The organism is Ectopseudomonas khazarica (assembly GCF_004521985.1).
In the GTDB taxonomy this organism is placed as follows: domain Bacteria; phylum Pseudomonadota; class Gammaproteobacteria; order Pseudomonadales; family Pseudomonadaceae; genus Aquipseudomonas; species Aquipseudomonas khazarica.
The window spans coordinates 121,424-141,532 of sequence record NZ_SBHZ01000014.1 but is presented as its reverse complement, the minus strand read 5'-3'; the positions used below and the strand labels follow the sequence as shown (position 1 = coordinate 141,532).

Below are 20,109 nucleotides of genomic sequence, written 5' to 3'. Positions count from 1 at the left end.
CTACAGCAGACGCTGCCGCGTGCTGGCGATCAGGCGGTGTACCTGCTGCTCCATGGCCGGCTCGATGGGCTGCTCGGGGGCACGTCCACGCGGGCACGGCAGGTTCGGCGTGGTGCCGAACAGACGGCAGATCAGCGGGCGCTGGTCATACACTTCGCAGCCATTGGGCCCCAGGTGTACGCAGTTGTACTCGGCCAGCGCCGCCTCATGTTCGGCATCGCTCTTCACCGGCAGGCGCGCCAGCTCCTGCGACGATGCGGTGACCGGCCCGCAGCAGTCGTGACAGCCCGGCACGCAGTCGAAGCGCGGAATCTGTCGGCGCAGGTAGTCTATCTTGCGGTCAGTGCAGCTCATGCCTGGGCATCCGGGGAACGAAGGGCACAGTCTACAGCGCCCGGCCCGCCGATAAATCCTGCTTTTTTCCGCTTGCCTCTTGGCGTCGGGCGGATCACGCGCTTATCCTGCGTTAAATTTTCCACACACCAAAATCAGGATTTCGCACATGAACGCCCGCGTTCAACAGCCCGTCCACAGCCCACAGCATGCCGCTTCCTACTACGCCGCCAGCGTCAATCGCCAGCAGGCCTACCCGCCCCTGGGCGGTGAGCTGCAGGTGGATGTGTGCATCGTCGGCGGCGGTTTCAGCGGCCTGAACACCGCCATCGAGCTGGCCCAGAAAGGCCTGTCGGTGGCACTGCTGGAAGCACGCAGGATCGGCTGGGGTGCCAGCGGGCGCAACGGCGGGCAACTGATTCGCGGCGTGGGCCATGACGTCGAGCAGTTCGAGTCGGTGGTGGGCAAGGAAGGCGTGCGCCAGTTCAAGCTGATGGGCCTGGAGGCGGTGGAGATCGTGCGCGAGCGGGTCGAGCGCTTCCAGATCGACTGCGACCTGACCTGGGGCTACTGCGACCTGGCCAACAAGCCGGCCCATCTCGACGGCTTCGCCGAGGACAAGGCCGAGCTGGAAAGCCTCGGCTACCGCCACGAGCTGCGTCTGGTTCCGCAGGAGCGCATCCACGAGGTGGTCGGTTCCCGCAACTACCACGGCGCCATGATCGACATGGGTTCGGGCCACCTGCACCCGCTCAACCTGGCGCTCGGCGAAGCCGCCGCGGCGCAGTCGCTGGGCGTGCAGCTGTTCGAGGAGTCGCCGGTCACCCGCATCGACTATGGCAACGAGGTGCGCGTGCACACCGCGCAGGGCCAGGTCCGCGCACGCTTCCTGGTACTGGCCTGCAACGCCTACATCAACGGACTCAACCCGAGCCTCAGCGGCAAGGTGCTGCCGGCCGGCAGTTACATCATCGCCACCGAGCAACTGTCCGAGGAGCAGGCCCGTGAGCTGATCCCGCAGAACATGGCGCTGTGCGACCAGCGCGTGACCGTGGACTACTACCGGCTCTCGGCCGACCGCCGCCTGCTGTTCGGTGGCGCCTGCCACTACTCCGGACGCGACCCGGCGGACATCGCCGGCTACATGCGGCCGAAGATGCTCAAGGTGTTCCCGCAACTGGCCAACGTACGCATCGACTATCAGTGGGGCGGCATGATCGGCATCGGCGCCAATCGCCTGCCGCAGGTCGGTCGCCTCAAGGATCAGCCCAACGTGTTCCATGCCCAGGCCTATGCCGGCCACGGCGTCAACGCCACGCACCTGGCCGGCAAGCTGCTCGCCGAAGCCATCGCCGGCCAGGCCAGCCAGGGCTTCGACCTGTTCGCCCAGGTACCGCACATGACCTTCCCGGGTGGCAAGCATCTGCGTTCGCCACTCCTGGCCCTGGGCATGGCCTGGCACCGCCTGAAAGAGCTGCTGTAGGCACAGCGGCGGCGGCCGCTCCTGCAGCGGTCGGGCTACAGCTTCCAGAACGGCAGGCAGACCTCGCGCTCGGCCTGCGCGCGAGTGAGGCCGATGTCGCGCAGTTGCTGGTCGTTGAGCTTGCGCAGCATGCCGCGGGTGTTCAGACGACGCCAGAAGGCCGGCCAGTTGCGCCCGAAGTAGCGGGTCGCGCGCGGCTCGGCCGCACTGCGAACGGGCCCGCTCGCAGCTGCGAGGTCTGTCTTGCTGAAACTGGTCATCGTCATGCTCCCGTTGCCTTCTGTCATGGGAGATCAGGATGCCGCTGCCAGAAAATACATGACAGATTCAAAAAACTCTTATTAACTCCATACAGATTCCGCTCGATTCCGGCTGAATTGGATTTTCTGCGCGAATCTGTACTGGTCAAACCACACAGTCTGAGTTTTCCGGGTAACTGTCATGACGCTGTACATGAACCTGGCCCAACTGCTGGGCACACGCATCGAGCAGGGCCTCTACCGCCCCGGTGACCGCCTGCCCTCGGTGCGCAGCCTGAGCCAGGAACACGGCGTTAGCCTCAGCACGGTGCAGCAGGCCTACCGCCACCTCGAAGACATGGGCCTGGCCGCACCACGGCCGAAGTCCGGTTATTTCGTGCCGCTGGAACGCCAGGTGCCGGCGCTGCCACAGATCATCCGGGCGGCGCAGCGGCCGGTGGAGGTTTCGCAGTGGGACCACGTGCTGGAGCTGATCAGCAGCTCCCCGCAGCACGACATCCTGCAGCTCGGTCGCGGCCGGCCCGACATCAGCAGCCCGACACTGAAACCGCTGCTGCGCAACCTGTCCCGCCAGGCCCGTCGCCAGGACCCGGACATCCTCACCTACGGCGGCATACGCGGTGACAACCGCCTGCGTGAGCAGGTCGCCCGGCTGATGCTCGACTCCGGCTGCCAGGTGGCGGCGGAGGACCTGGTGATCACCACCGGCTGCCATGAAGCGCTCTCGGCGGCAGTGCGCGCCATCTGCCAGCCCGGCGATATCGTCGCCGTCGACTCGCCGAGCTTCCACGGCGTGATGCAGGCCCTCAAGGGCTTCGGCATGAAGGCGCTGGAGCTGCCCACCGACCCGCTGACCGGGATCAACCTGGAAGCCCTGGAAATGGCGCTCGAGCAGTGGCCGATCAAGGCCATCCAGCTCACGCCGAACTGCAACAACCCGCTCGGCTACATCATGCCCGAGGCCAACAAGCGCGCCCTGGTCGCCCTGGCGCAACGCTTCGACGTGGCCATCATCGAGGACGATGTCTACGCCGACCTCGCTTACAGTTACCCGCGCCCGCGCAGCATCAAGTCCTACGACGAGGACGGCCGCGTGCTGTTCTGCAGTTCCTTCTCCAAGACCCTGGCACCCGGCCTGCGGGTCGGCTGGATCGCCCCGGGACGCTACCTGGAGCAGGTGGTGCACATGAAGTACCTGGGCACCGGCAGCACCGCCCAGCTGCCGCAGGTGGCCGTCGCCGAGTACCTGCGTGACGGCCACTACGAGCCCCACCTGCGGCGCATGCGCGCGCAGTACTTGCGCAGCCGCGACCTGATGGTGGATTGGGTCAGCCGCTATTTCCCGGCCGGCACGCGGGTCAGCCGCCCCCAGGGCAGCTTCATGCTCTGGGTGGAGATGCCGCAGGGCTTCGACAGCCAGAAGCTCAACCGCGCCCTGCTGCCGCACAAGATCCAGATCGCGCCGGGCAGCATCTTTTCCGCAGCCGGCAAGTACCGCAACTGCATCCGCCTGAACTACGCCGAGCCACCCAGCGAGGCCATCGAGGCGGCGGTGCGGCAGATCGGCGCGACCATCAGCGAGTTGCTGAGCGAACTGAGCGACTGAGCCTTGGCCTGCAAAGGCCGGCGTGCGCCCGTTGCGTCTGCGTGCCCTGCTGCTGGCTGCGCGCTAGGAGTGCCCTTCGGCCGGCGCGGCCGACAAGCCCTCGTCGCGCCAGGCCAGGACGACGAAGACGGCTGCGCCGGTCGCCATCAGCAGGGGCAAGGCATGGCCACTGATCCACTGGCTGACCGCGCCGGTGGTCAGCGGCCCGATCAGGCAGCCGATACCCCACAGCTGCGCGACATGGGCGTTGGCCCGTACCAGTTCGTCATCACGGTAGCGCTCGCCGATCAGGATCAGTGACAGGGTGAACAGGCCGCCGGCGCTGGCGCCGAACGCCACCAGCAACGGCCAGATCAGCGCGGTATGCAGCAGGGCCGGAATCGCCAGGCTGGACACCAGCAGCACCAGGCCGCAGCAACGGAACAGCAACTGCCGCGAAATGCGATCGGCCAGCCAGCCGATCGGCAACTGCAGCACCGCGTCACCGACCACCACCACACTGACCATGAACAGGGCCACTTCCTGGGTGAAGCCCTGGCGCAGGCCGTAGACCGGCAGCAGGGTCAGCATCATCGCCTCGAACGCGGCGAACAGCATCACCGCCCAGGCGATCGCCGGCATCTTCCGGCAGAACACCGCCAGGCCGCGCCCCGAGGCGCTGTGTGCATCCACTCGCGGCGCCCCGCTGCGGCCCAGCAGGATCAGCGACCCGCCGATGAGCAGGCCGACGCCGGTCCAGAAGCCGCTATCGGTATCCGTGCCCAGGGCCGTGAGCAGCAGCGGGCCGCTGAGCTGGCTGAGGGCGTAGCCGGTGCCATACAGGGCCACCAGGCGCCCGCGCCACTTCTCCACGGCAAGCTGGTTGATCCAGCTCTCGCCCAGGATGAACACCACGGTCAGCGCCACGCCGATGAACAGGCGCAGCGCCACCCATACCGCGTAGCTCTGCACCAGCGCCAGCAGGGCCACCGACAGCGCACCGAGCAGCAGGCACGCCTGCATCAGTGCGGTGGTGCCGAAGCGCGCGGCCAGGCGCCCGGCCAGCGAAGCACCGAGCAGAACGCCGACTGCCGGTGTCGCGGCCATCACGCCGATGGCGAAGGAATCGTAGCCCCAGCTCTCCAGGCGCAACGAAACCAGAGGCATGGTCACGCCCAGTGCCAGGCCGATGCTGATGACCGCCGAACAGACGGCGAAATAGGTGCCCCAACGCATGACTCACTTCCTTGGTTGCCGAGCCGTTGCAAAGACAACGGCCGGACTCCGCAGGGAGCCCGGCCGCAGGTTTCAGAGCGCGGTCGCCGGCCCTCTCCCCCTTGCCCATGAATGGAAGAGGGGAGCCGATCACCGGGTCACGAAGTGAGCAGTGATCGCAGCGCATCGCCGAACGCAGGCAGCGCCGCCGACCTTGTTCCGGGCCAACGCCGGAGAAGACGCCCCGCTGCCCTTACAGCTTGATCCAGGTCGCTTTCAGTTCGGTGTACTTGTCGAACGCATGCAGCGACTTGTCACGGCCGTTGCCGGACTGCTTGAAGCCACCGAACGGTGCGGTCATGTCACCGCCATCGTACTGGTTGATCCACACGCTACCGGCACGCAGCGCCTTGCCGACCAGGTGGGCACGCGACAGGTTGCTGGTCCATACCGCGGCGGCCAGGCCGTAGATGGTGTCGTTGGCGATGGCCACCGCTTCTTCCTGGGTATCGAAACCGATCACCGACAGCACCGGGCCGAAGATTTCTTCCTTGGCGATGCGCATGGCGTTGCTCACGCCGTCGAAGATGGTCGGCTCGACGTAGGTACCGCCGGTCTCTTCCATCACCCGGCTACCGCCAGCCACCAGCTTGGCGCCGTCCTCGTGGCCGGCCTGGATGTAGGCCAGCACATTGTTCATCTGCGTGGTGTCGACCAGCGCGCCGACATTGGTGGCCGGGTCCAGCGGGTTGCCCGGCTTCCAGGCCTTGATCGCCTCGACCACCATGGGCACGAACTTGTCCTTGATGGCGTTCTCCACCAGCAGGCGCGAACCGGCGGTGCACACCTCGCCCTGGTTGAAGGCGATGGCGCTGGCGGCGGACTCGGCAGCGGCCTGCAGGTCCGGCGCGTCGGCGAAGACGATGTTCGGGCTCTTGCCGCCGGCTTCCAGCCAGACGCGTTTCATGTTCGACTCACCGGCGTAGATCATCAGTTGCTTGGCGATCTTGGTCGAGCCGGTGAACACCAGGGTGTCGACATCCATGTGCAGGGCCAGCGCCTTGCCAACGGTGTGGCCGAAGCCCGGCAGCACGTTGAACACACCGGCCGGGATACCGGCCTCGATGGCCAGCTGGGCGATGCGGATACCGGTCAGCGGCGACTTCTCGGAGGGTTTGAGGATGATCGAGTTGCCGGTCGACAGCGCCGGGCCGAGCTTCCAGCAGGTCATCAGCAGCGGGAAGTTCCACGGCACGATGGCCGCGACCACACCGACCGGCTCGCGCGTCACCAGGCCCAGCTCGTCATGCGCGGTGGCGGCGACTTCGTCGTAGATCTTGTCGATGGCCTCGCCGCTCCAGCGGATGGCATTGGCCGCGCTGCTCACGTCGATGTTCAGCGAGTCGCTGATCGGCTTGCCCATGTCGAGGGTTTCCAGCAGCGCCAGCTCCTCGCCATGCGCCTCGATCAGTTCGGCGAAGCGGATCATCACCTTCTTGCGCTTGGCCGGCGCCAGGCGCGACCAGACGCCGGAGTCGAAGGTGGCGCGGGCGTTCTTGACCGCCACCTCGGCGTCGGCCTGGTCACAGCTGGCCACCAGGCCGAGCAGGCGGCCATCGACCGGGCTGATGCACTCGAAGGTGGCACCCGACTCCGCATCGCGGTACTCGCCCTGCACGAACGCGCGGGTTTCGATGGTCAGGTTCTGGGCACGCTGTTCCCAGTCGGCACGAGTCAGGCTAGTCATTCCGGCATCCTCATAAGGTGGAAGTGGCGCCTTGTTCAGGCGCGCACTGTCAATAATTCTGCAAGGCCAGTTCGCTGGCCAAATCCTGTGCGCCACACTAAACCACTGGGCTGGGGCTTTTCAATATTTTTGACAAAGTCGTGCAAAAAGCCTTGTCATGTTCGTTTTATTAAACATAGACTGCCGCCACGCTACTCCCGTCGCGGCCCCTCCAGGCCGTGCGCTCGTCGCCACCGATCACCATGGATACGCCAGATGAACATCGAGCAGATCGTCGACTTCGCCCAGGCCAACACCGCCCCCGAACACTATCGTCCAGCCCAGGAGAAAGTGCTCAAGGGTGACCCCGAGCAGAGCGTGCGCAACCACTACAGCAGCCCCTGCGGCCAGTTCAGCACCGGCATCTGGGAAGGCGCTGTCGGCCAGTGGACGGTGAGCTACACCGAGCACGAGTACTGCGAGATCCTCCAGGGCGTTTCCGTACTGCGTGATGCCGATGGCAACGCCAAGACCGTGCGCGCCGGCGACCGCTTCGTGATTCCTGCCGGCTTCTCCGGCACCTGGGAAGTCCTGGAAACCTGCCGCAAGGTCTATGTGATCTTCGAGCCCAGTTAAGCGCCCCGGTTCCTGTTGCTTGTCACCCTTTGGCCCGCCTTGTGCGGGCCTTTTTCTGCCCGCCGTACCGGCAAAAAAAGACCCGCACAAGGCGGGTCTCAGGGGCGCCCGGCCTGGCGAGCCGCGGGCGCAGGTATGACAGACGCGGCTCAGGCCAGCTCGTCGAAGCACTCGGCGACGATGGCGATGCCCTTTTCCAGCTGCGCGTCAGGGATGGTGACGGGCATCAGGAAGCGGATGACGTTGTAGTAGGTGCCGCAGGACAGCAGGATCAGGCCCTTCTCGCGTGCACGGGCGACGATCTTGCCGACCAGCTCGGCCGCCGGCTTGTCGTGGTCACCGCCTTCGAACAGCTCGATGGCGACCATCGAACCGAGGCCACGTACGTCACCGATCACCTTGTGCTTGGCGGCGATGGCATTGAGGCCGGCCTTGAGCATCTCGCCCACGGCGTTGGAACGCTGCAGCAGGTTCTCTTCGTCGAAGACCTTGAGCACGGCCAGGGCCGCGGCGCAGGCGATGGGGCTGCCGGCGTAGGTGCCGCCCAGGCCGCCGGGGGCGATCTTGTCCATGATCTCGGCCTTGCCGCACACGCCGGAGATCGGGAAACCGCCGCCAACGGACTTGGCGAAAGTGGTCAGGTCCGGGATCACGCCCAGTTGTTCGGTGGCGAAGAAGGTGCCGGTACGGCCTGCACCGGTCTGCACTTCGTCAGCGATCAGGAGGATGCCGTGCTGGTCGCACAGGGCACGCAGGCGCTGCATGAACGGCTTGGAGTTGACGTAGAAACCACCCTCGCCCTGGACCGGCTCGATGATGATCGCGGCAATGTCCTGCGGCTGCGCGTCGTTCTTGAAGATGCGCTCGATGCTGGCGATGGACTCGTCCTCGCTCACGCCATGCAGCGGGCACGGCGCCTGGGCGCGGTACACACCGGCGGGCATCAGGCCCATGCCGGCGGAGTACGGTACCACCTTGCCGGTCAGCGACAGGGTCATCATGGTGCGGCCGTGGTAGGCGCCGGTGAAGGCGATCACGCCGGCGCGGCCGGTGGCGGCACGGGCGATCTTCACCGCGTTCTCGACGGCTTCGGAGCCGGAGGTGACCAGCAGGGTCTTCTTGGCGAAGTCGCCCGGCACACGCTTGGCGATCTCTTCGCACAGCTCGATGTAGGGCTCGTACGCCAGCACCTGGAAGCAGGTGTGGCTCAGCTTGCCCAGCTGCTCCTGAACGGCGGCGATCACCTTCGGATGCAGGTGGCCGGTGTTCAGCACGGCGATACCGCCGGCGAAGTCGATGTATTCGCGACCCTCGACGTCCCATACGGTGGCGTTCTCGGCGCGCTCGGCGACGATCGGGTGGATCTGGCCGACACCGCGCGGTACGGCGGCTTGGCGGCGTTGCAACAGGGATTCGTTAGTCTTGCTCATGGTGTCCTCATGGCCGTCATCGGGCGGCTCGGTGAAAGGATGAATGCCCCCGGCGGGTGGTCGGCGCAGCATACGATGATCGACTGCGCCGGGCCGGCGGGGACGCAACAGGTTCTACTCGGTACAACCGGGGGCGCCGCGCGCTCTTTCGCACCTTGCCCCCATCTGGAAACCATCAGGTTTCCGAATCAGATGCCGCCCAGGCACATGTACTTGATCTCGAGGTAATCCTCGATCCCGTACTTGGAACCCTCGCGGCCCAGGCCGGACGCCTTCACGCCGCCGAACGGCGCGACTTCGTTAGAGATCAGGCCGGTGTTGATCCCCACCATGCCGTACTCCAGCGCCTCGGCCACGCGGAACACGCGGCCCAGGTCACGAGCGTAGAAATACGAGGCCAGGCCGAACTCGGTGTCGTTGGCCATGGCGATCACTTCGGCGTCGTCCTTGAAGCGGAACAGCGGCGCCAGCGGGCCGAAGGTCTCTTCCTTGGCCACGGCGGCGTTCTTCGGCACGTCGACCAGGATGGTCGGCTCGAAGAAGGTGCCACCGAGGGCATGCGGCTTGCCACCGAGGGCCAGCTTGGCGCCCTTGGCCAGCGCGTCCTCGATGTGCTCCTGGACCTTGGCTACCGCTTTCTCGTCGATCAGCGGGCCGGTGGTGGTGCCATCTTCCAGGCCGTTGCCGATCTTCAGCTTGGCCACGGCTGCCTTGAGCTTGTCGGCAAAGGCGTCGTACACGCCATCCTGCACGTAGATGCGGTTGGCGCACACGCAGGTCTGGCCGTTGTTGCGATACTTGGAGATCAGCGCGCCTTCCACGGCGGCATCCAGGTCGGCGTCGTCGAAGACGATGAACGGCGCGTTGCCGCCCAGCTCCAGCGATACCTTCTTGATGTCCTGGGCGCATTCGGCCATCAGCTGGCGACCGATTTCGGTCGAACCGGTGAAGGACAGTTTGCGCACGATCGGGTTGCCGGTCAGCTCGCCACCCACTTCACCGGCGCTGCCGGTGACCACGCTCAGCACGCCTTGCGGAATACCGGCGCGCTCGGCCAGCTCGACCAGGGCCAGGGCGGAGAACGGCGTCTGCGACGCCGGCTTGATGACCATGGTGCAACCGGCGGCCAGCGCCGGGCCGGCCTTGCGGGTGATCATCGCGGCCGGGAAGTTCCACGGGGTGATGGCGGCGGTGACACCGATCGGCTGCTTGATCACGATCAGGCGCTTGTCCGGCTGGTGGCCCGGAATCACGTCACCGTAGACGCGCTTGGCTTCCTCGGCGAACCACTCGATGAAGGAGGCGGCGTAGGCGATCTCGCCCTTGGCCTCGGCCAGCGGCTTGCCCTGCTCCAGGGTCATCAGGCGACCCAGGTCGTCCTGGTTCTCCATCAGCAACTCGAACCAGCGACGCAACTTGCCCGCACGTTCCTTGGCGGTCAGCGCGCGCCAGGCCGGCAGCGCCTTCTCGGCGGCCTCGATGGCACGACGGGTTTCCGCGCGGCCCATCTTCGGTACGTGACCGATGATCTCGCCGGTCGCCGGGTTGTTCACGGCGATGGTCTGGCCGCTGTCGGCATCCAGCCACTGGCCATCGATATAGGCCTGCTGGCGGAACAGTTGGGCGTCTTGCAGTTGCATGGCAGTCTCCTTCAGATGCCGACGCCAGGCGTCGGGGGTGGAGTCATTGAGCAGGGTCCACGCAACGTACAGCGCTACGTGGGCCAGATAATGGATTCAGAGTGGCGGATTGGCGAAGGGTTCGAAATAGCTGAACACTGCGTTTGAAATCTCAAACGAATCCTAGGATCGGCACGGGTAAAGGGCAATACCCGGAGGGGCTAAATCGACGAAAGAATGACAAAAAACTTGTGACAGGGGCCCTCGGCAGGGCAAAAAGTGTAAAGCTCGTTTGAAATAACGAACACTCATGCACAATGGACGCTAACCGCCGACATGCGTATGATTGCGCCCCGCAACGCATCCGTAGCTCAGCTGGATAGAGTACTGCCCTCCGAAGGCAGGGGTCGTGGGTTCGAATCCCGCCGGATGCGCCAGATAATGAAAAGCCCCAGGTGAAAACCTGGGGCCTTTTTGTTTCTGCAGGTGCGACTCAGTTGTGAACCTGCTTGATGCCATATGGCAGCGCAACGGTATCGACGACGATATCCGCCGGCAGCGAGTACAGAGTGAGAATGCGACAGGCAATAGATGCCTAGCACCAGAGCGTGTCAGGGAAGTAGCCGCGCTTGAGATCCCCTGAGCAGAACCGCAGGCCAACATCACGGGCCGTACCCGAAGGCGTTGCTGCTGGTACGTTCGAAGAGCGTGCCACAAGCGGCGAGCGCACCGCCCAGAACACCAGCGCCGGACTTCGATGAAGGCGTTTGAGCATGAGCAATCCCTTTCTGCCAGAGCCTTCCTGGCCGATGTCGCAGGATGCGTATCGCAAACTCCGCGAACAACTTGATAGCTGGATGCGCATCACATCGTGACGTCAGGGCATATGAAGGCCTGGAAACGCGATAGAACCCAGGCAGTAGAGCGGACTCATAGATCAGAGACGAGCCACATCTCGTTACGCGCCCTAGGGTTTACCGTTCATGGTGCATACATCGCGACGGCAATGGCCTTATCAGGCGTTCGTAGGTGCTCGAGATGAGCAGCAGAGGATGGAGGAAAGCGCATGGAAATTCTGACGCTGATCGTGACCGCCTTCGTGGTGCTCTCGATTTATTCCTGGCAACGCTCGAGGCCCAAATTACCTCAGCAGCGGCGCAAGCGCAGCGGTCTGAACGGGCAGGATTCCAACCCTGACCTCGGGGGCGGAGGCTTCGGCGATGGTGGTGGAGGCGGAGACTAGGCCACAAAGTACAAGGCCCAGGTGTCGAACCCTAGCCTTGTGCCTTATCGACACTATCAGTTGCTGCCCATCAGCACCGGGGCATTCGCAGGCAGGCTAGAGCTCTCTGGGTTGATCATCCTCGCGTTGATCCTTTCCAGACTTGCGACGCAGCCAGCGGCGAATATCACCGATGATCATCACGACGGCACCAATGACGGTGAGCGCAACGAAGGCAAACACGAATTTGGCCAGCAGATCAATTGCGCTGGCGGCAAGACGCTGATTGCCATATGAGAAACTGGCCAGCGCCAGGTCGTTAAACCCCAGCGTCAGCAGTACGGGAAGAGCGACCCTGAATACTCGCAGGCATTTCAAAGCGACAGAGTTCATCGTCTTGCCTCGTAGATATCACGGGGCAGCATGGCAGTATCGACGACGAAATCCACCGGCATCGAATAAACCGTCAACACCGGGCAGGCTATCGATGCCCAGCACCAGAGCGTGGCCGGGAAGTAGCCGCGATTGAGTTCATCGGAGCCAAACAGCAGGCCAAAGTTGTAGGCAGTGCCGGAGTAATAATCGGGCCCGAAATGGCTGCTAGATGATCGGCCGAACAGTGTGCCGCAGCCAGACAATGCGCTCACTAGAATAGCCAGCGCGGAGATTCGATAAATGCGTTTGAGCATGAAATCCTTTTCCATTCGAGGCCATCATGGCCGCAAAGCAGGGTACGCATCTGCCCGCCAGGCCACAACCTCGACTACCGCTTCCGGCCTGAAGATGTGGCTTAGATCACTCCCAGCGTTGGCGCCCAGGCGATGTCGCCAAGGTAATCATCCAGGCGGTGGAGAAAACTCAGGCAGCCGCCAAGTAAGACTGCAACCGCCTGAACGAACAATGCCGCACCCAAAGGTGCGGCATTGTTCGTTACAGCGCTCGAATCAGCTCAGCGCGTCACGGCTGTGCACGCCGTCGACCAGGCGTTGGATACCCAGCGGGTTGGCGTTCTGCAGGGCCTCTGGCAGGACATCGTCCGGGTAGTTCTGGTAGCACACCGGACGCAGAAAGCGGTGGATGGCCAGGGTGCCGACGGACGTGCCACGGGCGTCGGAGGTCGCCGGGTACGGGCCGCCATGGACCATGGCATCACAGACTTCCACGCCGGTCGGGTAGCCGTTGAGCAGCACGCGGCCGGCTTTGACTTCCAGCAGCGGCAGCAGGTCGCGGAAGGCGTCGAGGTCGTCGCGTTCGGCAATCAGGGTCGCGGTCAGCTGGCCGTGCATGCTCTGCAGGGCGCGGGTCAGCTCGGCGCTGTCGGCGACTTCGACGATGATGGTGGTCGGGCCGAAGACTTCTTCCTGCAGCAGGTGGTCACCTTCCAGCAGCATGCTGACGTCGGCCTTGAACAGTTGCGGCTGGGCCTGGTTGCCGGCCTGCTCGTTGCCTGCCAGGCGGCTGACCCGGGCATGCCCGCTGAGCTGCGCCACACCGTTGGCATAGCTGCGCAGGGTGCCGGCGTTGAGCATGGTCTGCGCCGGTTGTGCGCCGATGGCATCGGCCAGCCCGGCGACGAACTCGCTGAACTCGGCACTGCGAATGCCGATGACCAGGCCGGGATTGGTGCAGAACTGACCGCAACCCAGGACCACGGAACCGGCCAGTTCCTTGGCCACGGTGGCGCCGCGCGCCTTCAGTGCACCCGGCAGGACGATCACCGGGTTGACGCTGGACATCTCGGCGAACACCGGAATCGGCTGCGGACGGGCAGCAGCCATGTCGCACAGGGCACGACCGCCTTTCAGCGAACCGGTGAAGCCTACGGCCTGGATGGCCGGGTGCTTGACCAGGATCTCGCCGACGCCGCCGCCGAAGATCATGTTGAACACGCCCTTGGGCATGCCGGTCTTCTCGGCGGCGCGGATCAGCGCATCAGCCACGCACTCGGCGGTCGCCATGTGGCCGCTGTGCGCCTTGAACACCACCGGACAGCCGGCCGCCAGGGCCGACGCGGTATCGCCACCGGCGGTGGAGAAGGCCAGCGGGAAGTTGCTGGCACCGAAGACCGCGACCGGGCCGACGCCGATCTGGTACTGGCGCAGGTCAGGACGCGGCAGCGGCTGGCGCTCCGGCAGGGCGCGGTCGATGCGTGCACCGTAGAAGTCGCCGCGACGCAGGACCTTGGCGAACAGGCGCATCTGGCCGCTTGTACGGCCTCGCTCGCCCTGGATGCGGGCAGCCGGCAGCGCCGTCTCGCGGGTGACCAGCGCGACGAAGTCGTCGCCGAGGGCGTCGATCTCGTCGGCGATGGCCTCGAGGAACTCGGCGCGGCGCACGGCCGACAGGTTGCGATAGAGCGGATAGGCGGCGGCAGCGGCCTGGGCAGCGGCGTCGACTTCTTCCGGCGTGGCCTGGATGAAGGTGTAGGGCAGCGCTTCACCGCTGCTGGCGTCGAGGCTCTTGTGCTCCACGGTGCCCGCAGCACGGCGCTCACCGCCGATGTAATTGTGGCCAGTCAGACTCAGCATGGCGTTCTCCTGTCAGATGATGGCGAACGGAGCGCCATCGGGACACTGTATGAGCCCGGCGGCAATGCCGGGATTCGCAACCGTCTGCACAGTTGTAGGACGTATGATAAGTGATGACTTAGGTATTTGTCCTCCCCCGGCAGTCTCGCGGCTTTCCTGCAGGCGATCGGGCACGACAGCCTGCCCAGTGGCGGCGGTGAGTTCCGAAGCATGGAGGAACGTCGCTGCAGCGCGGCAGCGAAGGGCGCGCCGGCCCTCTGGCGGGCCGGCAGGTCTTGCAGCTGCTGCGCAGTCAGCGACTGAGCATGAAGGTCTCGAACTCCAGGTCTTCCAGCGCGTCATTGAGCCGGTACAGGCCCAGCAGCACGCACAGCAGCAGCGACAGGGTGAAGCCGTAGCCGAAGAAGGTCGGGCCGAGCATCTGGCTGAACAGGGTCAACGCACCGTTGGCCAGTACGAACAGCACGCACAGTTCGAGCACGATGGCGCGCTTGTCCAGGTAGAAGAACACGTTGAGCAGGGCCATGAACACGACCTGGATGCTCACGCCGATCACGTCGATGTAGAACAGCGGCAGGTAGTAATGGGAGATGCCCAGCCACGACAGCAGCTGCGGCGCCAGCAGGAACAGCAGCACCAGCGTCAGGCCCTGCACCTTGCAGATTTCCATCAGGCCCTGACGGATCGCCAGGATCATCTGCTCCTTCAGCCAGCCGATGTGCTGCAGGGTTTCACCTCCCCGGATCGCGTCGTAGACGCGCTCGTACCATTCGGCGAAGTCCGTCTCGATGCGCACCAGGAACACGGCCATGCCGGGGATGATCGACAGGTAGGCGAGGAAGATCGGCAGGTCGTAGAGAATCGAGGCGCGCAACGGGCCGATCACCGCTTCCGAGGTCGTCGGGTTGAACCAGAAGATGAACTTGTCGATCCAGATGCCCAGGTTGTAGCAGAGCCCGGTCAGCAGCAGGCTGATGAACACCTGGCGGCGCTTGAGGAAGTCGAAGGCGACCAGGCGCTCGGCCGGATACTCGCGGAGGATGTCGAAGAGGAAGATGAACAGCAGGCTGGAGTGGCCGATCAACAGGCCCAGCAGCAGGCCGTCGATGTTCAGGAAGCGCAGCAGATAGGCCGATGCCACCATCAGCGAATAGCCGAGAAACATCACCCCGAGGATGCGGTTGTACGCCTTCATCCCCGACAGGAAGATGATCACCAGCCACAGGTTGCAGAGCACGACGAAGTTGGCCATCACCAGCAGGCGGTAGGAGAACGACTGCTCGAACAGCAGGCTCAGCACGACGATCGCCAGCAGCCCGGAGAACACCGTGACCAGCAGCAGGATGCCCACCAGGTTGGGCAGGATCATGTCCAGGCGGCGCTCGAACAGGCGATCGGAGACGAAGCGGGTGAAGAACAGCTGCAGGCCGCCGGTCAGGATCAGCGACGTGGCCATCAGGTAGGTCACCGTGACCAGGAACTGGCCGATCAGCGTTTCCGGCAGCACCGCCCCCAGGCTCAGCACACCGATGAGCATCACGCTGATGATCGACAGCACCCAGGGGCCGGAGCTGATCAGGCCGGCATACAGGTAGGCGCGCATCGTCGAGGTGTAGGAGTCCTTGGAGAGGATCTTCCTCAGTTCAAAACCTATGCCGGCCATCTACGCGCTCTCCGTGCCTTCGCGGTACAGCTCGCGGTAACGGGCGAGCATCAGTTCTTCGGTGTAGTAGCGCCGCACGCGTTCGAGGCCCACCGCCTGGGCGGCATGCCAGCGCTGCGGATCGCGTAGCAGGGAGAGGATCGCCCGCGAGGTGGCCTGGGGGTCGGCGATCGCCACCACCTCGCCAGCCGTGCCGAGCTGGCGATCCTCCTCGCTGAAGCCCTCGACCAGCTCGCGACAGGAGCCGACGTCGCTGGTCACCACCGGCGTACCGGCCGCCCAGGCCTCCAGCACCACCAGCGGCTGCGCCTCGCTGATCGAGGTCAGGACCATCACGCCCAGCTGCGGGACGACCTCGCGCACCTGGCGGAAACCGAGAAAACGCACCTTGTCCTGCAGGCCGAGACTCGCCACCAGGCTGTGGCATTCGGCGGCGTAGTCGGGGTCTTCCTCTTCCGGGCCGACGATCCAGCCCTCGGCCTCCGGAATGACACTGACCACGCCACGGATGGCGCGGATGAAGGTCTTGACGTCCTTGATCGGCACCACGCGCCCGACCAGCCCCGCCACCGCCGGTACGCCCTCGGGACGGCTGGCCAGCGCCTGGTCCCAGCTGTCGAGGTCGATACCGTTGGGAATCACCCGGGTACGCTCGGCCGGCGCCCCATCGCTGACCTGGCGCAGGCGATTGCCTTCGTACAGGGCGATGATCGAATGCGCCGAGCGATAGGTGATCAGGCCGATGCGCTCGAAGAAGCGGATCCACAGGCGGCGGATATAGCTGACTTCCGCATCCAGGCCAGTGCTCAGGCGCTCGTCCGGGCTCTCGGCGATCCAGCCTGCCTGGGCCAGGTCGATCTTGCGCTCCTTGGTGTAGATGCCGTGCTCGCTGAGCAGGTAGTGGCAACCCCAGCGGCGCTGCAGCACGCTACCGAGCAGGCCGGCGTAGCCGGTCGAGATGGAGTGCAGCATGCGCGCCCGCGGCAGGCTCCGGGACACCTCGGCGAGCATGAACAGCGGCGCCTGCATCGAGCGCAGCGTCCAGAAGTAGTTGACGAACGAGGGGTCGGCGCAGTGCTGGGTGTAGCCATCGACCATGGCGTCCCAGCTGGCGCGGCTCTGCATGAACGCCTCGCGGCCGATGCGCCCCACCGCCAGGGTGTCGACGAAGGCATCGCCCTGCTCGCTGCCCGGTTCTTCCGGGTAATGCAGGAAGCGGTGCACGTCCATCATCAGCTCGGCGAGCTCCGGCGTCGCCCGCGAGCTGGTCGCGGGCATGGCGCTCCAGGCGTCCTCGAGGAAGTGCTCCTGGATGTGCACGACATTGTCCGGAATCGCGTAGTGCCGCTTGCCGTAGGCCTCCTTCTGGCCGCCGATGAACAGCACCGAGAAGGTCAGCTCGGGCAGGCCCAGGATCAGCTGGTTGATCCAGCTGGAGACACCGCCGCGCACGTACGGCCAGGTACCCTCGAGCAGCAGGCAGATATCGACGTTCCGCACGTCGGGAACGGTGGTTTTCTCACTCATAGCCAGTATTTTGCCAATGCCGCGAAGGGGGGGCGTTGCAACATGTCAGCCGGCATGCTGGCCAGCATCTGCGGGATTTCGTCGTAGCGTTGCCGACGGAAGGCGATCTCGGCCTGGTAGGGCGCCAGCTGCGCTGCGCCCGTGCCGGTCTGCGCCGCCTGCTCGAACTGGGACGAGGCTTCGTCCAGGTTGCCCAGTTCCATGGCGATACGCCCGGCCAGCAGATGCAGCTCGCCACTCGGCTCGCCCTGCAGCGCCGTACCGACATGGCTCCAGGCCTGCTGCAGCACGTGCTCGAGCACGCTGCCCTGGGCCAGGCCGACGTAGGCCAGCTCCCAGTACCAGCGCGCCAGCTGGCCATGCAGGGCGAACTTGCGCTCGGCCTTGGTCTTTTCCATGCTCGCCAGCGCCTGTTCGATGCGCTGGTTGATGCGGCTCTCGCGCTGGTCGAGCATCGAGTAGGCCAGCAGGCGCACGTCATCGGAGGGGTCGCGCAGGGCCAGCTTGAGAATCGGGATGGCTTCCTTGCTGCGCATGCGCCGCGTGGCGAAGATCGCCGTCAGGCGCTGGTCCGGGTCCGGCGCGTGGCGCAGCACGTCCTGCAGGCCGCCATCGCTGAACATCAGTTCGCGCGTGCGCTCCCGTGGGCGGAACGGCAGCTCGGGCACCGCCGTCGCTTCCCAGGGCTGGACCTTGCGCTTGCGCGGCAGGTAGAGCGCGGGGAACAGCGCCAGGGCGACGCCGATCATGCCGATCAGCGGAATGAAGAACGACAGGCTGAAGATGAACAGCGGGCTCCACGGCAGCGGGAAGCGATAGCGGCGTGGCAGCAGCAGCCAGATGCCGGCGGTCAGCATGGCGCTGCCCAGGCCATGCGCGGAGGCATACAGCAACGCTGCCTGGTGTGCCGGCAGGTCGCTGACCGCACTGGCCCAGCTGCCCAGTTCGAGCAGCGCGGCGCCGCTAAACAGCCACTTGCTGATCATTCAGGGCACACTCGTTGAACAGGAAGTGCCGCAGCGCATCGCGCTCGTCGCCGCCTTCGAAGAGGAATCGATGGGTCTGCACACCCAGTGATTCCAGCTCGCGACCCTGGCCGAAGCGCTCGGCGAAGAGTTGCTTCAGACGCACCAGATAGCCCTTGGAGCCCTCGCCCGACGTCAGCGGCAGGAGGACCAGCACCAGGCGACTGCCGCGCCCGTTGATGACCTTCAGTTGCACGTCAAGACCACGCTGGCTGCTCTCCAGCAGACGCTGGACCTCCTCGCCGTTGTCCTCCGCCAGCTCGAAGGCGAAGAGGCTGGCCGGCAGGCCATGATCGCGCGCATCGCTGAGCGAGCGCTTGAGCAGCTGCGAATACTGCTGGGCATCGGCATCCGGCAGCTGCAGGGCCTGCGCATCACTCATCAGCAGGTCGGCGATGTGCCCGGCGAGAATGGCCAGCAGGCTGAAGCTGCGCTCATGGAACATGAAGAACGGCATCTGCTGAATGGCCAGCACGGCCAGGATGCGCTCCTCGGTGTCGATCAGCGGCACACAGGCCTGCAACATCGAATGGCGCCCGCCCTCTCCACGATCGAGCACGTCGGAACGCACGCTGACCAGCTCGCCACGCTCCAGGCACTGCTTCAGCAGGATGTCGTTGCCCTTGAGCTCGCCCATCTCCCCCAGCACGGCCAGCGGCTGCTGGGCGATACGCTGGTTGTCGATGACCCGGTACAGTCCCGCGACCCGCAGCGAGCCGTACTGGCCGAGCAGCGACAGCACCGAATCGGCCAGCGTCTTCAGCGCATCGTGATCCCCCGGCAGCGCACGCAGTTGCTGGCGCAGGCTGAGCAGCGAGCTGCGCAGGCTCTGGTCGTTGCCGGCCACCCGCTGTTCCAGGCGGTCGTGGGAAATGCGCAGGATGTGGTGGGAACGGGTGAACTCGTCGAGGCGCAGCTGGCGGTATTCGTTGGCCAGGCTCAGACGCTCCAGACGGCGTTCCCAGATGTCGCGGAATTCGCCGACCAGCATGCTGCACAGCAGCATGCCGACGATGAAGGAGGCTGGCGTATCCGCGTACAGCTCGTTCCCCGCGATGCGCAGCACGAACAGCGCCGCGATCAGCAGCGCCGCACTGAACAGCCCCTGGAGGAATCCGTAGCGAACGCCGAGCAGTATCGGCACCAGGATCATCCAGGGGAACGACGCTGCCACGAGCAGCGGGTCCGCCGGCGACAGCCAGTAGCCGAAACCGAGGGCCAGGAGCGTCAGCAGGCAGCTTTCCCACCAGGAAACGCGGCCGCTGGCCCTTGGCGCTAGAGTGAAATCCTTGTGGGCAGACTGCATCGTGATTACTCGAAGTCGAGGTTACCTACCAGTTTACGCAGCACTTTCTGGGCAGCACCTGCAACGCTCTCACGGGACCAGCCGGCGCGTGCGCCACTGGAACTCCAGACCACACGACCGCTGGCCGGTTCGAGAATCTGCAGGCTGATGCCGACTGCCGGCTCGCCGTCCAGGCCGTTCTTGTACTGCCACTCTTCCACGCTACCAGTGATCACGTAGGCCAGCTTCTGCTCACGCGCCCAGGCCAGCGCCTGGCTCTGACGCTCACGGTCGTCCTGCAGCAGCAGGTCCTTCTGCGGTTGCTGCGGGTACATCAGCGGGGTCACACCCTCTTCAGCCAGGATGCTGATCAGGATCTGCTCGGCGCGCTCGCCGGCCTGCGGCGCCTGGGCATAGTTGACCAGCGGGGCGACGCCCCACGAGGCATCGCGCGGCAGCGTCTGGTTGCCGCCGCCGCTGAAACTGGAGCAACCCGTGACGAACAGTGCAATGGCCACCAGGGCCAGGCAACGTATGCTTTGCATCTTCATTCCTCCTTTGAGAATCCTTGC

Annotated in this window: 18 protein-coding genes and 1 tRNA gene; 5 read left to right on the top strand and 14 right to left on the bottom strand. The window is 65.1% G+C overall.

Going from position 1 to position 20,109, the window contains the following annotated elements:
- Entirely contained in the window at positions 1–354 is a 354-nt protein-coding gene (locus EPK82_RS18495; RefSeq protein ID WP_134677607.1) for a YkgJ family cysteine cluster protein, read from the bottom strand.
- Positions 355–502: 148 nt separating this feature from the next.
- Between EPK82_RS18495 and EPK82_RS18490 the strand changes: the two genes are divergently transcribed.
- Complete coding sequence (locus EPK82_RS18490) at positions 503–1,816, top strand: NAD(P)/FAD-dependent oxidoreductase (RefSeq protein ID WP_037052708.1); 1,314 nt, start codon at positions 503–505, stop codon at positions 1,814–1,816.
- 35 nt (positions 1,817–1,851) lie between these two features.
- Here the strand turns inward: EPK82_RS18490 and EPK82_RS18485 are convergent, their stop codons facing one another.
- Positions 1,852–2,076 carry a DUF1127 domain-containing protein gene (locus EPK82_RS18485; RefSeq protein WP_037052706.1) on the bottom strand — a complete coding sequence of 75 codons (225 nt, stop codon included), beginning with the start codon at positions 2,074–2,076 and terminating at the stop codon, positions 1,852–1,854.
- Between the two features lie 181 nt (positions 2,077–2,257).
- On the opposite strand from EPK82_RS18485, the gene EPK82_RS18480 reads away from it, so the two are divergent.
- Positions 2,258–3,682, top strand: coding sequence for an aminotransferase-like domain-containing protein (locus EPK82_RS18480; RefSeq protein ID WP_134677606.1), 1,425 nt, complete (start codon positions 2,258–2,260; stop codon positions 3,680–3,682).
- 63 nt (positions 3,683–3,745) lie between these two features.
- On the opposite strand, the gene EPK82_RS18475 is transcribed toward EPK82_RS18480, so the two are convergent.
- Together EPK82_RS18475 and EPK82_RS18470 are read right to left on the bottom strand one after the other, a co-directional pair.
- Positions 3,746–4,897 (bottom strand): MFS transporter, encoded by a 1,152-nt coding sequence (locus tag EPK82_RS18475; protein WP_037052701.1) that lies wholly within the window; start codon positions 4,895–4,897, stop codon positions 3,746–3,748.
- A 232-nt stretch (positions 4,898–5,129) separates the two neighbouring features.
- Entirely contained in the window at positions 5,130–6,623 is a 1,494-nt protein-coding gene (locus EPK82_RS18470) for an aldehyde dehydrogenase (protein WP_037052700.1), read from the bottom strand.
- A gap of 255 nt (positions 6,624–6,878) precedes the next feature.
- Between EPK82_RS18470 and EPK82_RS18465 the strand changes: the two genes are divergently transcribed.
- Positions 6,879–7,238 (top strand): cupin domain-containing protein, encoded by a 360-nt coding sequence (locus tag EPK82_RS18465; protein WP_037052698.1) that lies wholly within the window; start codon positions 6,879–6,881, stop codon positions 7,236–7,238.
- Positions 7,239–7,387: 149 nt separating this feature from the next.
- Here EPK82_RS18465 and gabT read toward each other — a convergent pair whose 3' ends face one another.
- Positions 7,388–8,668, bottom strand: coding sequence for a 4-aminobutyrate--2-oxoglutarate transaminase (gabT, locus tag EPK82_RS18460; protein ID WP_037052697.1), 1,281 nt, complete (start codon positions 8,666–8,668; stop codon positions 7,388–7,390).
- A 188-nt stretch (positions 8,669–8,856) separates the two neighbouring features.
- Positions 8,857–10,308, bottom strand: coding sequence for an NADP-dependent succinate-semialdehyde dehydrogenase (gene gabD / locus EPK82_RS18455; protein WP_037052695.1), 1,452 nt, complete (start codon positions 10,306–10,308; stop codon positions 8,857–8,859).
- A gap of 339 nt (positions 10,309–10,647) precedes the next feature.
- Between gabD and EPK82_RS18450 the strand changes: the two genes are divergently transcribed.
- Positions 10,648–10,724, top strand: a tRNA-Arg gene (locus EPK82_RS18450).
- 629 nt (positions 10,725–11,353) lie between these two features.
- Positions 11,354–11,530 carry a hypothetical protein gene (locus EPK82_RS24810; protein ID WP_167494373.1) on the top strand — a complete coding sequence of 59 codons (177 nt, stop codon included), beginning with the start codon at positions 11,354–11,356 and terminating at the stop codon, positions 11,528–11,530.
- A gap of 96 nt (positions 11,531–11,626) precedes the next feature.
- Here EPK82_RS24810 and EPK82_RS18440 read toward each other — a convergent pair whose 3' ends face one another.
- From EPK82_RS18440 to EPK82_RS18405, 8 genes are all read right to left on the bottom strand, one after another.
- The gene (locus EPK82_RS18440; protein ID WP_134677605.1) at positions 11,627–11,902 is read right to left on the bottom strand and encodes a hypothetical protein; all 276 of its coding nucleotides are present in this window, start codon (positions 11,900–11,902) and stop codon (positions 11,627–11,629) included.
- A complete protein-coding gene (locus tag EPK82_RS18435; protein ID WP_134677604.1) occupies positions 11,899–12,198 on the bottom strand; it encodes a YceK/YidQ family lipoprotein in 300 nt (99 codons plus the stop codon). The genes EPK82_RS18440 and EPK82_RS18435 overlap by 4 nt, the downstream gene beginning before the upstream one ends.
- 255 nt (positions 12,199–12,453) lie before the next feature.
- The gene (locus EPK82_RS18430) at positions 12,454–14,037 is read right to left on the bottom strand and encodes an aldehyde dehydrogenase (NADP(+)) (RefSeq protein ID WP_134677603.1); all 1,584 of its coding nucleotides are present in this window, start codon (positions 14,035–14,037) and stop codon (positions 12,454–12,456) included.
- Between the two features lie 292 nt (positions 14,038–14,329).
- Positions 14,330–15,700: an exopolysaccharide Pel transporter PelG gene (gene pelG / locus EPK82_RS18425; RefSeq protein WP_047587640.1), complete on the bottom strand. Its 1,371-nt coding sequence runs from the start codon at positions 15,698–15,700 to the stop codon at positions 14,330–14,332.
- Positions 15,701–17,227, bottom strand: a complete 1,527-nt coding sequence (gene pelF, locus EPK82_RS18420) for a GT4 family glycosyltransferase PelF (RefSeq protein WP_134677602.1) — start codon at positions 17,225–17,227, stop codon at positions 15,701–15,703. It abuts the gene before it with no gap.
- Positions 17,224–18,213, bottom strand: a complete 990-nt coding sequence (locus tag EPK82_RS18415; RefSeq protein WP_037056857.1) for a HEAT repeat domain-containing protein — start codon at positions 18,211–18,213, stop codon at positions 17,224–17,226. Before EPK82_RS18415 ends, pelF begins: the two co-directional genes overlap by 4 nt.
- The gene (locus EPK82_RS18410; RefSeq protein ID WP_134677601.1) at positions 18,191–19,558 is read right to left on the bottom strand and encodes a PelD GGDEF domain-containing protein; all 1,368 of its coding nucleotides are present in this window, start codon (positions 19,556–19,558) and stop codon (positions 18,191–18,193) included. Before EPK82_RS18410 ends, EPK82_RS18415 begins: the two co-directional genes overlap by 23 nt.
- A 5-nt stretch (positions 19,559–19,563) precedes the next feature.
- A complete protein-coding gene (locus EPK82_RS18405; RefSeq protein WP_037056873.1) occupies positions 19,564–20,082 on the bottom strand; it encodes a hypothetical protein in 519 nt (172 codons plus the stop codon).
- Between the last annotated feature and the right edge of the window lie 27 nt (positions 20,083–20,109).